At 61.1% G+C, this 14,651-nt stretch carries 12 protein-coding genes; 6 read left to right on the top strand and 6 right to left on the bottom strand.

From position 1 onward, the window contains the following. Window positions 1-3: 3 nt before the first annotated feature. Genes NKI05_RS02015 through NKI05_RS01995 form a run of 5 tightly spaced genes read right to left on the bottom strand, consistent with a single transcriptional unit; the run spans window position 4 to window position 5,704 of the window. On the bottom strand, window positions 4-1,437 hold the full coding sequence (locus NKI05_RS02015) for an NAD(P)/FAD-dependent oxidoreductase (protein WP_023683362.1): 1,434 nt from the start codon (window positions 1,435-1,437) through the stop codon (window positions 4-6). Further along, window positions 1,437-2,615, bottom strand: coding sequence for a M20 aminoacylase family protein (locus NKI05_RS02010; protein ID WP_023686281.1), 1,179 nt, complete (start codon window positions 2,613-2,615; stop codon window positions 1,437-1,439). The genes NKI05_RS02015 and NKI05_RS02010 overlap by 1 nt, the downstream gene beginning before the upstream one ends. Further along, window positions 2,612-3,421, bottom strand: a complete 810-nt coding sequence (locus tag NKI05_RS02005) for an ABC transporter permease (RefSeq protein ID WP_023683360.1) — start codon at window positions 3,419-3,421, stop codon at window positions 2,612-2,614. The genes NKI05_RS02010 and NKI05_RS02005 overlap by 4 nt, the downstream gene beginning before the upstream one ends. Then, complete coding sequence (locus tag NKI05_RS02000) at window positions 3,418-4,617, bottom strand: ABC transporter permease (protein WP_023686279.1); 1,200 nt, start codon at window positions 4,615-4,617, stop codon at window positions 3,418-3,420. The genes NKI05_RS02005 and NKI05_RS02000 overlap by 4 nt, the downstream gene beginning before the upstream one ends. Window positions 4,618-4,648: 31 nt before the next feature. Continuing rightward, a complete protein-coding gene (locus NKI05_RS01995; protein WP_352792160.1) occupies window positions 4,649-5,704 on the bottom strand; it encodes an ABC transporter substrate-binding protein in 1,056 nt (351 codons plus the stop codon). 121 nt (window positions 5,705-5,825) lie between these two features. Here NKI05_RS01995 and NKI05_RS01990 point away from each other — a divergent pair, with 121 nt between their 5' ends. Genes NKI05_RS01990 through NKI05_RS01970 form a run of 5 tightly spaced genes read left to right on the top strand, consistent with a single transcriptional unit; the run spans window position 5,826 to window position 10,395 of the window. Then, window positions 5,826-7,160: an aspartate aminotransferase family protein gene (locus NKI05_RS01990; RefSeq protein WP_352792159.1), complete on the top strand. Its 1,335-nt coding sequence runs from the start codon at window positions 5,826-5,828 to the stop codon at window positions 7,158-7,160. After that, window positions 7,160-7,897, top strand: coding sequence for a GntR family transcriptional regulator (locus tag NKI05_RS01985; RefSeq protein WP_023683356.1), 738 nt, complete (start codon window positions 7,160-7,162; stop codon window positions 7,895-7,897). Before NKI05_RS01990 ends, NKI05_RS01985 begins: the two co-directional genes overlap by 1 nt. Continuing rightward, window positions 7,897-9,003, top strand: a complete 1,107-nt coding sequence (locus tag NKI05_RS01980) for an ABC transporter ATP-binding protein (protein ID WP_352792158.1) — start codon at window positions 7,897-7,899, stop codon at window positions 9,001-9,003. The genes NKI05_RS01985 and NKI05_RS01980 overlap by 1 nt, the downstream gene beginning before the upstream one ends. Window positions 9,004-9,034: 31 nt before the next feature. Continuing rightward, window positions 9,035-9,970 (top strand): 3,5-dioxohexanoate:acetyl-CoA acetone transferase, encoded by a 936-nt coding sequence (kce, locus tag NKI05_RS01975; RefSeq protein ID WP_023683354.1) that lies wholly within the window; start codon window positions 9,035-9,037, stop codon window positions 9,968-9,970. 41 nt (window positions 9,971-10,011) lie between these two features. Beyond that, a complete protein-coding gene (locus NKI05_RS01970) occupies window positions 10,012-10,395 on the top strand; it encodes an acyl-CoA thioesterase (RefSeq protein WP_081731284.1) in 384 nt (127 codons plus the stop codon). Window positions 10,396-11,734: 1,339 nt separating this feature from the next. On the opposite strand, the gene NKI05_RS01965 is transcribed toward NKI05_RS01970, so the two are convergent. Beyond that, window positions 11,735-13,135, bottom strand: coding sequence for a M20/M25/M40 family metallo-hydrolase (locus NKI05_RS01965; protein ID WP_023686275.1), 1,401 nt, complete (start codon window positions 13,133-13,135; stop codon window positions 11,735-11,737). A 416-nt stretch (window positions 13,136-13,551) separates the two neighbouring features. On the opposite strand from NKI05_RS01965, the gene NKI05_RS01960 reads away from it, so the two are divergent. After that, window positions 13,552-14,427 (top strand): LysR substrate-binding domain-containing protein, encoded by an 876-nt coding sequence (locus NKI05_RS01960; protein WP_023686274.1) that lies wholly within the window; start codon window positions 13,552-13,554, stop codon window positions 14,425-14,427. The last annotated feature ends 224 nt before the right edge of the window (window positions 14,428-14,651 follow it).

The raw sequence follows: 14,651 nt of genomic DNA, 5'->3' as shown, positions 1-14,651 counted from the left end.
CGTTTATCCTTTCCTTGCGCGGAGGTTGGCTTTCGAAGGGGTGACGCCGGACGGGGCCAGTCCCGCGAGCCATCTGGTCAAGAGGTCGGGTTTTCGGCCGGCATGTTCGAGATCGTCGCGCCGCCGCACCGCGCCACGAACGAAATGCGCGCCGACGAAACGGAATGGTTCGGGTGGGAAGCCTCGCGTCACCGGACGCACGAGCGCCGAATGGGTTAGTTCGGATTCGCCTGCGGTCAACAGGGTGGTCAGGATCTTGCCGCCGAGATAGGCCATCGTCGTACCGTTGCCTGAAAAGCCGTAGCCGTAAATGATGTCGCGGTTAGAGGGCAGGGCGCCGAACAGCGGCACGCCGCTGACGGTCCGGTCGATGGGTCCGTTCCACGATGTATCGAGCGGAAAGCCGGCGAGCGCCGGGTGACCGTCCCGCAACACGCGGCGCATGTCGGCAACCCGTGGCGATTGGCCATGAAATCGCTGGTCGACGATGCCGCCGAGGCCGATGACGCCGCCACTGACGCCAACAGACAGCCGGCCATCGCGGGTCGGCGACCAACCGCCAACGAAGACGCGGGAATCGATCATCAGCGGCGCGCGGCGGTAGCCGACCTTGTCGAGAAGGTCTGGAATGCGCTTCGACATGGCGTCGTCGCTGGAGATGTTGAAGATTGCCGGCGCAAGTTCGGGAATGGCGCCGGACCATGCATTCATGGCAAGCACGATCTTGCCACAGGACACAGTTCCTCTCGCCGTTTCCACCTTGAGCTTGCCGCCGCGTGAAAAACGCGTCATCGGCGATTTCTCGTAGATGCGCACGCCGCGCTTCAGTGCTGCCCGGCGCAGGCCGCGCACCAGGTAGCCGGGGTGCACGGTTGCCGACGACGCATCGAACGCGCCGCCGAAGTGGCTCGTCGTGCCGGCCATCGCTGCGATCTCCTCGCGCGAAACTCGTCGCGCCGGCACGTAGCCATGCGCCGCCAGCTTGTTCAACGCGTCGTCCCAGGCGCCAAGCTGGGCTTCGCACGTCGCACCCCAGATCCAGCCGATGCGATCAAACCAGCTGTCTATTCCCTCGGCCTTGCAGAAAGCCTCGATGCCGCCGATTGCGGCTTCGGATGCCTTGATGATCGAAAGTGCATCGTTTCCGTCGCGCAGCGCGGCGAGCGCGCTGTATTTCGTCCATGCCGAGAGCACCATGCCGGAGTTGCGGCCGCTCGGGCCACCGCCGCAAATGTCGCGCTCGACGATGACAACATCGAAGGCGGGATTGTGCTCCTTGAGGCGTATGGCGGTCCACAGGCCCAGATAGCCGCCGCCGACGATGCAGATGTCAGCCTGGGTCGCCTCTTCGAGCGGAGGCGCAAGGTCTGGGTCCTCGGGCAGGGCCTGCCGCAGCCAATGGCTTCGCCAGACGATGTCCTTTTCCGTCAGTTGCATCACGATGCGCCTCTGGCTGATAGGCGGCGCTCCACGAGCCTGACCCAAAGGCTCGCGCCAATCGGCAGGATTGCGTCGTTGAAATCGTAGTTGGTGTCGTGAGCCGCAGCCTGGTGCGCATCGTCGGCCTGGCCGAGCAGGAAATAGCAGCCGGGCCGCTGTTCCAGCATGTAGCAGAAATCTTCAGAACCCATCTCGGGAGGCGGATCGATGACGAGACTTGCCGGTCCCATCACCTCGTTCACAATTGCGATCATCGCGTCGGCTTGCGCCGCAGTGTTTATCGTCGGTGCGAAGGGCGTTTCGTAGCGGATGTCGACGTCGGCGCCAAAAGCTTCAGCTTCGTTTTTCGCGATGCGGCGGATTGCCGTCTCCAGCGTCTTTTGAACCTGATGGTCAAAGGTGCGCACGGTGCCGGTCAGAAACGCCGTATCGGGGATGGTGTTGAAGGCTTCGCCGGCGCGCAGGCTGCCAACGGTGACGATTGCGGAAGAATGCACATCGGTGACGCGGCCGGGCAGGGCTTCGATTGCCAGCAGGATGCGCGCGGCGATGGGGAGTGGATTGATCGCCAGATGCGGCATCGCCGCATGGCCGCCCCTTCCGTGGACGACGATCTCGAAGCGATCGGCCGCCGCGGCCACCGTTCCGCGGTGGACGGCGATCTCGCCGAGCGGCCGTTCGCAATTGTGCAGCGCGTAGACTTCATCGCAGGGGAAACGCTCGAAAAGGCCCTCGTTCAGCATGGCAAGCGCCCCACCTCGACCCTCCTCGGCCGGCTGGAAGATGAAATGCACCGTGCCGGCGAAGTCGGGCGAGCGAACAAGCGCCGAGGCTGCGCCGAGCAGCATAGTGGTATGGCCGTCATGGCCGCAGCCATGCATCCGCCCGGGGGTGCGGGACGCATGCGCCAGCGGCCGTGCCTCTGTCATCGGCAGGGCATCCATGTCGGCGCGGATGCCAAGGCTCCGACCAGCGCCGAGCCTGCCCCTGAGCGTCCCGACTACACCTGTGCGTCCGACGCCTTCGGTCGTCTCGATGCCCCACGCGCGCAGTTTGTCCGCCACGAAATGGGCCGTCTCGAACTCTTCGAAACCGAGTTCGGGATTGGCATGGAGATGCCGCCGCCATGCCGTCATCTCGGTCTCGAGTTGCTGCACCGACGGAACCAGTTTCATGCCGATGCCTTTGCGCGGAGAGCTTGCGAGCGGCTCTGCAGGATGGCGATGACCCCAAGCAGGATCGCCGAGAAAGCGATCAGCAGCACGGCGACGGCCGCGATGGCAGGGCTGATGGACTCGCGCAACCCGGAGAATATCATGCGGGGCAAGGTTCGCTCCGCGCCCGTCGAGAGGAAGCTTGCGACGACGACTTCGTCGAAAGAAATGATGAAGGCGATGATGGCCCCTGTAACGACGCCCGGCGCTATCAGCGGCAGCACCACCTTGAAGAAGGTGCGCATGGCGCCGGCGCCCAGCGATGCCGCCGCACGAACCAGCGTCCGGTCGAAGGTCGAAAGGCTGGCGACGACGGTGGTCAGCATCACAGGCACGGCCATCGCCGTGTGCACCAGAATGATCGATAGCTTGCTGCCAACGAGTCCCAGCGTGGCGAAGAATGAAAAGGCCGCGACGCCGACGATGACGACCGGCGTCACCAAAGGCGCGGCGATGATCGCGTAGAGGATACGTTTCCCGGCAAAATCACCCCAGGCGAGCCCGATCGCCGCAGGTATGCCGAGCAGCAAAGCCAGAACCGTGGTGGATAGCCCGATGACGACCGAGTTCCACAGCGCGTTCGGCCAGCGCTCGTCGACCCACAGCTCGGCATACCAGCGCAACGACCAGCCCGGCGTTGGAAATGCCAGCGAATTGCTCGAGGTCAGTGACATGGGGACCACGATCAGCAGGGGCAGGATGATGAAAGCCAGCAACGTCGCCGCATAGGCATACATCAGCCATTTCCGGAAGCGGTCGGCGCTCATGCGACATGCGCCTTGCTGCGGAAGAGGACGGATGCCGTCCAGAACAGGAACGCAAACAACACGAGGATCATGAGCAGTTGCAGGGAAAGCGCTGCGCCCATGCCCCAGTTCAGCGTGCTGTTGGTGTAGAAGGCTATGTAGCTGGAGATCATCTGGTCCGTCGGCCCGCCGACAAGCGTCGGGGTGATGTAATAGCCGAGCGCGAAGACAAAAACGATCGCCCCGCCGGACAGGATCCCGGGCAGGATCAACGGCAACTGCACGCGGCGCCACGCCGTGAGCCACGGGGCACCCAACGACAGCGCCGCGCGCATGTAGGTGGTCGGAACCCGCCGCATGACGGCGACGACGGAGAGGACCATCATGGGCAGCAGAACCTGAACCATCGCCAGGTACAGCGAAAAGCGGGTGTAGATGAGGTCGAGGGGTTCGCTGACGATACCCAATCCGAGCAGTGTGGAATTCACGGGACCGTTCTTCTGCAGCACGATGATCCAGATGACGGTGCGCACCAGCAGCGATGTCCAGAGCGGAAACAGGATCAGCGCGAACATCAGCTTCGACCAGGCAGGCGGCGCGCTGACGATCGCCTGCGCCAGCGGCACGGCGAGCACCGCGCAGATGACCGTCACCACGATGCTGATCCAGATCGTACGCAGCAGCGCGTCGACGAAGATGGCGCGGTCGGCCGAAACGGCTTCGATCGAATTGTCCGCGCCGCGCTTCAGGTCGAGGCTCGCAAGCAGATAATAGTCCGTTCGCGCGCTTTGCTGACGCGCTATGACCTGCCAGAGATCGATGTTTTTCCAGCCGGCCTGTTTGGCGAGCACCTCGTCGCGCACGGGGCGCATGCCGAGCTTGCCGTCGGCCGCATCCTTTGCCGTCTTGATGACGAGGAAACGGCTACCGACAACGCGCTGGTTCACGAGTTGCGCCAGGACGCCTTCCTTCCCGGCGCGCCGCGCGTCGGCCAGGTCCTCGACGAGTGCTGCAAAGACGGGTTCGCCAGGCAGGCCGCTCTCTGCTTTCCAGCCGGCCAGAGCGGCAATGGTGCGCGGCAGGTTGTTCGAGAAATCCGAGTTGTCGACGGCCAGAGCGAGGAAGCGCGCCACCGGCCACAGAAACAGAATGACGACGAATAATATAAGCGGAGCCGTCAACAGGGCGAGCATGCCGCCCCGTTGGCGTCGCTTCATAGCCGGTTTTGTCCCGACCAACATGCCCAAGTTACTTCGCGAGCCAGGCCTTGAAGCGTTCTTCCAACGCTTCCTTGTGCTCGGTCCAGAAGTCGTTGTCATAGGCGGCGCCGTACTGGAGGTGCTCCGGCGACGTCGGCAGGTTGGCCTTCCAGTCCGCGGGAATGAGGTCGGCGGCTTCCTTGCGGCCGGTGCCATAGGCATAGAGCTTGGAGAAGCCGGCCTGGTTTTCAGGGATGGAAAACCACTTGAGGAGATCCAGCCCGCCCTGCTGGTGTGGTGCGCCCTTCACCACGGCCCAGTAGTCGGTGCCGTAGAAGAAGCCGGCGTCCCACGCGATGGCGTAGGGCTTCTTCTCGTTGATGGCTTCGTTGGTGATGCGTGCATTGAACGCGTCGCTGAGCGTCTCTTCGCCGCTGTCGAGGTTCTGGATGCCCTGCGTCGTGGTGGACCACCAGACGACGTTCGGCTTGATCTTGTCGAGCATGGCGAAAGCCCGGTCGACACCTTCCGGCGTGGCCAGCACCTTGTACATGTCCTCGCGTTTCACGCCGTCGGCCATGAGCGCATTTTCTAGCGTGAACTGCGCTTGCTGGTAGAGGCCGCGCTTTCCTGGAAATTTCTCGACGTTCCAGAAGTCCGCCCAGCTCTTTGGCGCGGCGTCGCCCTTATAGACATCCGTGTTGTAGGCAAGAACCGTTGCCCATGTGTCGGACGCGACACCGCATTCGTGCAGGGTTCCTGGGAGATAGTTCGCTGCGTCGCCTGTGATCTCGGGTGTCAGCGGGACGAACAGGCCTTCGGCGCAGCCGACTTCCATGGCGGGCGCTTCCACCGAGACGACGTCGTAAGTAATGTTGCCCGCTTGCACCTGGGCACGCACCTTGGCGACCTCGCCGCCCCACTCTTCCATGACGATCGGGACGCCCGTCTTTTCGGTGTACTTGTCCCAGACTCCATCCTTGTAGGCCTTGTCCCATGTACCACCCCAGCCGACCACCGTGACGGGATCGGCCGCGGACGCGGCAAAAGTCGAGGTCGCGAGGCAGATCGCGGCGGCAGATACGGCTTGCAGATAAGTCCTCATTGCAGTTCCCCTTTCTTATCGTTGTAGATTTGATCAAATTTCAAACGCAAAATGGATTGATTAGCAACAGGAATTTGCGATAGGGTGCAAAAAAGTTAAAAAGATAAGGGGATTTGATCGAATGCTGCAAGGCACTAGAGACGTGCGCGCCAATGTCAGTCTCGCTGCTGTTCTGGACGAGGCGCGACAGTGTTTCGCTGACGCCAACCCGAACAGCCTGGCGCGTCAGAACGAGGCCGCGGCATCCTTGCCGGGCGGCAATACGAGGGCTGTACTTTGGTACCCGCCATTCCCTGTTTCGTTCGTCTCCGGCGAGGGCTGCAGGGTCACCGATCTCGACGGCCATACCTATGTCGACTTGGTCTCGGAATACAGCGCCGGCTTCTACGGCCACTCCGACAAGGCGATTTCGGCGGCCCTTGTGGACGTCATACAGGGCGGCATCATGCTGGGTGCACCCAACCGCTACGAGGCGCGCCTGGCAGCGGCGGTGGTCGAGCGTTTTCCAGCCATCGAGCGCGTGCGCTTCTGCAACTCGGGCACCGAGGCGAACATCATGGCGATTTCCGCCGCTCGCGCCATCACGAAGCGTTCGAAGATACTCGCCTTCCGGGAAGGCTATCACGGCGGCGTACTGACTTTTGCGCATGGCGGCTCACCGCTCAATTTGCCTTTCCCCTTTGTCTTCGCCGACTACAACGATAGTGCAGGCGCCGTGGCGCTCATCAAGGAACAGGGCGACGACCTTGCCGCCGTCATCGTCGAACCGATGATGGGCGGTGGCGGCTGCATCCCGGCGACCTGCGAGTTCCTGCAAGCGCTGCGCACAGCGACGAAGGAGACCGGCGCGCTGCTGATCTTCGACGAGGTCATGACCTCGCGCCTCGACTATCGAGCGCTCCATGGCGCGCATGAAATTTTTCCCGATTTCGTGACGCTCGGAAAGTACATCGGCGGCGGTGCGAGTTTTGGCGCATTCGGTGGACGCGCCGACCTCGTCGACCCCTTCGATCCGGCTTTGCCTGATGCGTTCTCGCATGGCGGGACGTTCAACAACAATATTCTCAGCATGGCTGCTGGTTTCACCGGTCTGACGCAGGTGCTGACGCGAGAGGCGAGCCGCGCCATCAATGCGCGCGGCGATCGCTTGCGTGAAGCGATGAACGTCTCACTTGAACGACATGCCGTCGAGGGCATCGTCATAGGGCGCGGGTCGTTGATGAACCTGCATTTCGTCAGGGGGCCGGTGGACACGCCGGCGCGGCTCGACGATGCCGATCCATCGGTGATTGCGCTTTGGCATATCGAGATGCTGTTGCGAGGGTACTACGTGACGCCGCGCGGCATGCTGGCGTTGTCACTGCCATTTGGCGACGCCGAACTCGACGGCTTCGCCGCCGCATTCGACGATTTCCTGTCGAGCAACCTCAAAATACTGCCCCGCCGGACAAACTGATGCTTGATCGCAAGGATGCCACCGCCGGCTCGGCCGCGCAAAAGACAGCTCATGTTCGTGTCCATACGGGCTTGAAGGAAGCACTGATGAACGGTGACTTCCTGCCCGGCCAAAGACTGGTCGTGCGACAGCTTGCCGAACAGTACCGGACCAGCGCCATGCCGGTGCGCGAGGCCTTGCGGCAACTCGTCAGCGACGAGGCGATGTTCGACCACCCAAACCGGGGCGTCATCGTCCCCGAGGCCACGGTGGCGCGTATTTCGGATCTCGTGCGTGTGCGCTGCAGCGTCGAAGGGACGGCGGCCGAATGGGCTGCGACGACCATCACGCCCGAAGAACTCGATGAATTGGCGAAGCTGAACAGCCTGATGCGCGAGTGCGTCGAGAGCAACGTCATGGCTAACTATCTCGGCCTGAACAGGCGGTTCCATTTCACGATGTACCATGCCGCGCGGTCACCTCTCATCCAGCAGATCATCGAGAAATTGTGGCTGCAGGCAGGACCGTTCTTGAACATCGTCCGCTCGGACGTGACCTACGGCCTGGGCCTGGACCATCACGACGAAATGCTCGCGGCGCTGCGTCGCGCCGATGGCGCGGCTGCGCGCAAGGCCCTGGTGGCCGATCTGCGCGAGGCCGCCGACATCATTCTTCGCGCCGCGGCGGCGGCTGAGGTGCAGCCTGCTCGAAAGCGCCCGACTTCGGTGCGCCGTGATCCGAAGGCGCAGGCGCGGTGATGGGCGGATCTCCGCGTGGGCCGGTTCACGTCGAGTTTCGCGGCGTCAGCAAGCGCTACGGGCATGCGGTCCAGGCGGTGCGCCAGCTCGACCTGGAAATCATGCGCGGCGAATTCCTGACGCTGCTAGGCCCTTCCGGGTCCGGCAAGACGACGGCGTTGATGATGCTGGCAGGATTCGAAGATACGACCGAGGGCGAAATTCTCATTGACGGTCAGCGCATCGACAACGTTCCCGCCAATTGTCGCGGCATCGGCATGGTGTTCCAGAACTACGCGCTTTTCCCGCACATGACGGTCGCCGAAAATCTGGCTTTCCCGCTCGAGGTCCGCAAACTTGGCCGCGAGGAGGTCAGGCGACGTGTCGGGAACGTTCTCGACATGGTCCAGTTGCCCGAATTGGGCAATCGGCGGCCAGCGCAGCTTTCGGGCGGGCAGCAACAACGTGTGGCGGTTGCCCGCGCCCTAATTTTCGAACCAAATCTTGTCTTGATGGACGAACCGCTTGGCGCCCTCGACAAGCAGCTGCGCGAGCAGATGCAGTTCGAGATCAAGGATATTCACGCCCGGCTGGGCGTGACCTTCGTCTACGTCACGCACGACCAGACCGAAGCGCTAACCATGTCGGACCGGATCGCGGTGTTCAGCGCCGGCCGCATCGAGCAACTGTCGACGCCGCGCGAACTGTACGAGCGTCCCGCGGCGAGCTTTGTCGCAAGCTTCATCGGTGAGAACAACCGCATGTTCGGCGCCGTGCTGGCCGGGAGCGAGGATGGCGGCGTATCCGTCCGTCTCGACGACGGCGACGTTGTGTTGAACGCCATGTCCTGCGGCGCTGCGCTTGCCGCGGGCACCAAGATAACGCTGTCGATAAGGCCCGAGCGCCTGTCCGTTCTGCAGGACGGCGTCACGGCACTCAACGAGATCCCGTCGACGGTCGTTCAGTCAATCTATGTCGGCGATCATGTCCGGCTCATCGCCGCGACCGCGAGCGGCCAGAAACTCATCGTCAAGCTAGCCACTTCATCGTCTCAACCGAAGCTCGATCCGGGTACGGCGATCCGGCTGGGTTGTGGCCGCGAGGATTGCCTCGCGCTCGATCGATAACAACAAAAGGCAGACAAGGGAGGCTCCAGCTATGAAGAAATCGCCGAAAGTCGTCATCACCTGTGCGGTCACCGGATCGATCCACACGCCGACCATGAGTCCCTATTTGCCGATAACGCCGAGCGAGATCGTCGATGCCGCTGTCGGCGCAGCCGAAGCTGGCGCCTCGGTAATCCATCTACATGCCCGCGACCCCGAGACGGGCAAACCCACCCCCGATCCCAGGCTTTTCATGGACTTCCTGCCCCGCATCAAGCAGCAAACCAACGCAGTGATGAACATCTCCACCGGCGGCGGCCTCAAGATGACGCTCGACGAACGTCTCGAAGCCGCCCATGCCGCCAAGCCCGAACTCTGCTCGCTCAACATGGGATCGATGAATTTCGCCCTGCACCACATCGCGCCGAAATACACCGACTGGAAGTACGACTGGGAGAAGGGCTACCTGGAAGACACGAAGAAGGGCATCGTCTCCAACACGTTCGAGCAGATCGAGCGCATCATCCTCGAGGTTGGCCAGGCCTACGGCACCAAGTTCGAGTTCGAGTGCTATGACGTCAGTCACCTCTACACGCTGGCGCACTTTCTCGACCGCAAGCTGCTGAAGCCGCCGCTTTTCGTCCAGACGATCTTCGGGCTTCTGGGCGGAATCGGCGCCGACGCCGAAGACATGATGCACATGCGCAGGACGGCGGACAGGCTGTTCGGAGACGACTATCTCTGGTCGATCCTTGCCGCCGGCAAGCACCAGATGAACCTCTGCACGATGGGTGCGATCATGGGTGGCAATGTGCGTGTCGGGCTGGAAGACAGTCTCTATATCGGCAAGGGCGCGCTTGCCAAGAGCAATGCCGAGCAGGTCGCCAAGATCAAGCGCATCCTTGGCGAACTGTCGCTTGAAATCGCAACCCCCGACGAAGCCCGCCAGTTGCTGGATCTCAAGGGCGGAAACGAGGTCGGGTTTTGACGCCCCCGATTGAAACTTATGTCGGCGTCGTCCATCCTTGGATGTGTGACGCGATGGGCCATCTCAACGTCCGTCACTACGTCGCTATGTTCGACGACGCCAGTTTCCAGCTGCTCGGCAGGATCGCCGATCCCCGTTTGACGCCGACGCTCGGCTGGGCGGATGTGAGGATGGAGATCGACTACGTGCACGAAACCGAGGTGGGAACTCTGGTCACCGTTCGCACCGTTATAGAAAAGCTTGGGAAGTCGTCGCTGACCTATCTGCATGAAATGCGCGGCACGCTGGACGATGTGCTGCATGCACGCATGCGCACCGTAACGGTGCGCTTCGATCTTCAAGCGCGGAGCAAGATCGAGATCGAAGGCAAGGCCCGACAAGCGAGCGCAAATCTCCCGAGGGGTGAAGCCGATGCGCATGGGTGACGGCGAGAATGTCTTGAGCGAGATGCGGTAGGTCGCGGAAGGCTTCTACTCGCCATAGGAAGGGCAAAATATAGCCGCAATTGCACAGACACCGCATTGGGCGGCCGACACAATCGGGCCGTTGCGTACGATAGCGGGGTTGAATTGGTAGCGGGACATTCGCAAGGGCGCTCTTTTGCTATCGTCAGCCAGCGTGACGGCAATTCGGTATCGAGTGTCACGACGTTGAAAAACAAGACTCGTCGCAATGATGGACGGGGCAGATACGTCTATCAGATGGTTGTCGGAAGGCGTGTGCAAAAATCGCACACGAAAGTTCTGCTTCTCTACTTTTTTCGTTCCCACGACGGAGCTGCCGATAGCCCTTTCGGACGTTCTTCTGCCGACGATTTGGCCGCTCCCTATCGTCCCCAGGATACCCTATGCCGGTACTTTCGAGAAATCGCAGGGTTCCCACAACCCAATCATATCGCGTCGCCAAGCAGTCGGCCTCGAAACAATATTGATACGCCGGGCACGATCCAGGTCAACACGCAGCCCTTGTCTGGCCGAAACACCGCAGGCCGCCGTGCGTCTGTAGGGGGCGGAAACGGTCAAATGGGCATGCCCTCCCGCCGCAGAGACGCTGCCGCCTGAGGGGGAAAGCAGCCGGGCCAGGCTGGAAAGAGTTCCGCTCCAGCCCAGCCATACCCAGCATTATCCGCATCGCACCGGTGCGCAAGCGGCTGCCGATGGTTATTCCGAAGCCTGACCCCAAGCCCTGCCGAAACAGCACATCGCGAGGCCAGGGGGCAGGGGCAAACCCGACCGAAAAGCCCACCACTTTGCGCTAGAATCCATTAGCGCACGGAACCGATCCTTGGCACCCTTGTTATCGAACGGAAGGGACATTGCTTTGTCATTTGGAGATGAACGATGAAACGGCTTCTTTTTGCTACTACCATGATGGCTCTTTCCACCGGGCTTGCTTTAGCCGGGACGACAGGGACAACAGGGACGACGTCGAGTGGTTCCTCCACTACAACCACAACGATGCCGACGACAGATAGCAACACGGATTCGACCACAACGAAGTCGACAAACTCGAACTCTGCGAAGGACTGTGCGCCTGGCCAGCAGAGTGGCAGTGCGAAGCAGGCGGCTCCTGGTCAGCAGGATGACACAAGCGCCAAGTCCGCCGCCCCTGGGCAGATGAAAACGACTGCCGAAGGTTGCTAATTGTGCCGACCGGCCGGCAGCGATTGGTGTGGATGCCTCCCGCTGCCGACCGACGGCAACGATCGGGTCAGCGCCGCCTTTCGAAAGCTGCGGTTTTTTACTTATGAACCTCTCACGGCGTCTATCCTGCGATCCGCAGTTGGATTTCTTCAAAGATCCTAACCCAGCTGCGAACGCCCTTTCGTAGACGTCGCGTATCGTAGTGTTCGTCTGGCGCATGGATGAAGTCACCGGGCAAGATGAAGCCGATGACGACGCACTCAACGCCAAGAACCTCGCTTAGTTGGTGGACTAAGGGTATCGCACCACCTGTCCCTCTCAGAATGGCAGGTGTTTCCCACTCGCGTTCCAGTCCGTGCGCAGCGGCAGCTACGAAAGGGCTGTCGTGCGAAAGGACTACCGCCGGACTGCCGTCATCACCCTCAAATTCCACAGTGCAACCCTTCGGAAGCTTCGATTCAACGTAGGCCCTGAACCCGGCACGGATCTTCCCCGGTTCCTGTGCATCGACGAGCCGGAAGCTGAGACGTGCTGTTGCACTTCCAGGCAAGACTGACCGTCCGCCCGGTCCTTGATTGCCTCCCGTGATGCCGTTCATGTCGACGGTGGGGCGTGCCCACATTGCTTCCAGCGTGGTATATCCTTCTTCCGTTATGCCGCCGCTCAGGTTGACCTCTTCAAACCGGCCTGCGTCTTGTTCGAGCCCCCGCCATCGCCGACGCAGATTATCCGGAATCTCGCGAACTCCGTCGTAAAACCCCTCAATGCGCACTCGCCCAGCTTTGTCATGAATGTCTGTCAGAATGTTGCTCAGTATGCGGATGGGGTTCGCGGCCACGGCACCGTAGTGGCCTGAATGAAGATCGGGATTGGGCGCCAAGATGGTCACTCGCTCGTGGACCAGCCCCTTGAGTCGTGTCGTGATGGCTGGCTGGGTGGGCGACCACATCTCTGCATCGCAGATGAACGCGACGTCGCATTGAAGATCATGCCGATGCGCTTCGATGAAGGCAGGCAAACTTGCCGAACCCGACTCCTCTTCCCCTTCCAGCATCACGATGATGTCGGCTGGAAAACTGCACTCGATACTTTTCCATGCACGGAGAGCCTCGATGAACGTCCAGAGCTGGCTTTTGCTGTCCGATGCACCTCGGCCGTAAAAGCGATGAGCGCCATCTTCTTCCTCGATCACGCGCGGCTCAAACGGCGAATGCGTCCATTGTTTCAAGTCGCCGACCGGCTGCACATCGTAGTGTCCGTAAAACAGCAAACGTGGGCGCTCGATCATGGAGCCTGCGGGAGAACTGGCGAGGACAACCGGGTGACCGTTGGTCTGGATGATCTCCGCGGAAAGCCCGATCGCTGACAACTCCGACTTGAGCCAGTGAGCCGCGCGACGAATTTCTGGTTCGCCCGAAATCTCGTTCGAAACCGACGGGATAGAGATTAACTCCAGAAGTTTGCGGACTGAAACCTCAAAATTGTCGTCAATGTCACGGAGCACATTTTCCACATCCGGCATGTTGATCACCTTAAGTGCGCAAAAATTTTTATCGCGGACGCCGTCAGACGCAGCGGACGACCTTGAGAGATCCTTCGCTCGCGCTTTTCGTTCCCGTTGATCCCATGCTTGTTGTCAGGAGGCGCTCGATATCGCCCCAGAGCTCGCCTTCGTCCTCCAGGCCGATACTCAGGCGCAATGTTGCGTCGGGCCCCTGGCCATGACGTCGCGCTTCGGAAGCCGTCAATGGACAGGCGCTGGATGCACTCCAACACCAAGAGATGCAAAGTCCTCGGTTGGCCCTTGGGGTGTAACAACGAATTGGATGAGAGCGCCTTTCCAAACCACTGTGAACGCTGTACGGATTTCGATCGAAAAGGACGCGAATTTTCCGCACATCTATTCGCGTGAGTTATTGAATTGAAGTGGCGGCATCGATGAATTTTCGGCAGGTTGAGGTCTTCCGGGTAGTGATGACCAACGGTACCACGGCCCGCGCGGCTGACGTTTTGCATGTGTCCCAGCCAGCGGTCAGCAAGATGATCCAAGAGCTGGAACGCTCGCTTGGTTTCGATCTCTTCCAGCGGATCAAGGGTAGACTCCACCCTACTCCCGAGGGACAGCTTTTCTTCCGCGAGGTCGAACAGGCTTTTGTTGGCCTCAGCCATCTCAGGGGGGCGGCCGCCCGCATTCGAGACTACGGCTCCGGCGAACTCAGGATCGCTTGTCTTTCGGCGCTCTCGACCAATGTTCTTCCGCGCGCCCTTCGCGCCTTTATGGATCGAAATCCGAACATCGCCGTCACCTTCCAGACGCGCATGTCCTCTAATGTGCGCGACCTCGTCGCTTCCGGCCAGTTCGACCTCGGGATTGTCGCTGACGAGATCGATCGCACGGGTGTTGAGGTGAGCGAGTTTGCGCAGTTTCCAGTAGCCGTGGCGGTGCCCAAGGGACATCCACTCGAGTCCTTGGACATCATCCGCCCAATCGATCTTGCCGGCTGTCCATTTATCGCTCTCGCCCCGGAAGACACGACCCGACGCGACGCCGAGCACGTTCTCAAGGAAGCCGGCGTCGCGGTGCGAACTGTGATGGAAACGCCCTATTCGACAACGATCTGTGCGATGGTGGCTGCTGGTGTCGGCGTCGGCCTTGTCGATCCTTTGACCGCACAGCCGTATGAGGGCCGCGGGCTGACCTTGCGGCCGTTCGAGCCCGCACTTTACTTTCGAACCCTCTTGATCAGGCCGCCCAATCGTCTCCCCTCTCGTATTATTGCGGAGTTCCTCGAGGATTTGCGAGCCGCGATCTGAAATGGTCGAACACACTCGTGCGTCAGGTTGCTTCCGGATGAGTGGATCTGCATCGGCTCTTGCCTGCTCCGATGACCAGTCCTTTACGTGAAGAGTTCCCTCCATCACACTTCCACGGCTCACATCCCGCTCCACGAAACCCTGCAACCCACCTTTCACCAACACGCTTCCCGGCTGAGATGCATCCAACTAGTTGATGAAGAGAAGCGGCGTGCCGTTGCGAG

The organism is Mesorhizobium sp. M0771, assembly GCF_040320155.1.
Taxonomy (GTDB): domain Bacteria; phylum Pseudomonadota; class Alphaproteobacteria; order Rhizobiales; family Rhizobiaceae; genus Mesorhizobium.
This window is presented reverse-complemented; position numbering and strand designations above follow the sequence as displayed.

Coding starts and splice junctions, on each gene's coding strand:
- NKI05_RS02015 (WP_023683362.1), bottom strand. CDS start 1,437: ATGCAACTGACGGAAAAGGACATCGTCTGGCGAAGCCATTGGCTGCGG.
- NKI05_RS02010 (WP_023686281.1), bottom strand. CDS start 2,615: ATGAAACTGGTTCCGTCGGTGCAGCAACTCGAGACCGAGATGACGGCA.
- NKI05_RS02005 (WP_023683360.1), bottom strand. CDS start 3,421: ATGAGCGCCGACCGCTTCCGGAAATGGCTGATGTATGCCTATGCGGCG.
- NKI05_RS02000 (WP_023686279.1), bottom strand. CDS start 4,617: ATGAAGCGACGCCAACGGGGCGGCATGCTCGCCCTGTTGACGGCTCCG.
- NKI05_RS01995 (WP_352792160.1), bottom strand. CDS start 5,704: ATGAGGACTTATCTGCAAGCCGTATCTGCCGCCGCGATCTGCCTCGCG.
- NKI05_RS01990 (WP_352792159.1), top strand. CDS start 5,826: ATGCTGCAAGGCACTAGAGACGTGCGCGCCAATGTCAGTCTCGCTGCT.
- NKI05_RS01985 (WP_023683356.1), top strand. CDS start 7,160: ATGCTTGATCGCAAGGATGCCACCGCCGGCTCGGCCGCGCAAAAGACA.
- NKI05_RS01980 (WP_352792158.1), top strand. CDS start 7,897: ATGGGCGGATCTCCGCGTGGGCCGGTTCACGTCGAGTTTCGCGGCGTC.
- kce (WP_023683354.1), top strand. CDS start 9,035: ATGAAGAAATCGCCGAAAGTCGTCATCACCTGTGCGGTCACCGGATCG.
- NKI05_RS01970 (WP_081731284.1), top strand. CDS start 10,012: ATGTGTGACGCGATGGGCCATCTCAACGTCCGTCACTACGTCGCTATG.
- NKI05_RS01965 (WP_023686275.1), bottom strand. CDS start 13,135: ATGCCGGATGTGGAAAATGTGCTCCGTGACATTGACGACAATTTTGAG.
- NKI05_RS01960 (WP_023686274.1), top strand. CDS start 13,552: ATGAATTTTCGGCAGGTTGAGGTCTTCCGGGTAGTGATGACCAACGGT.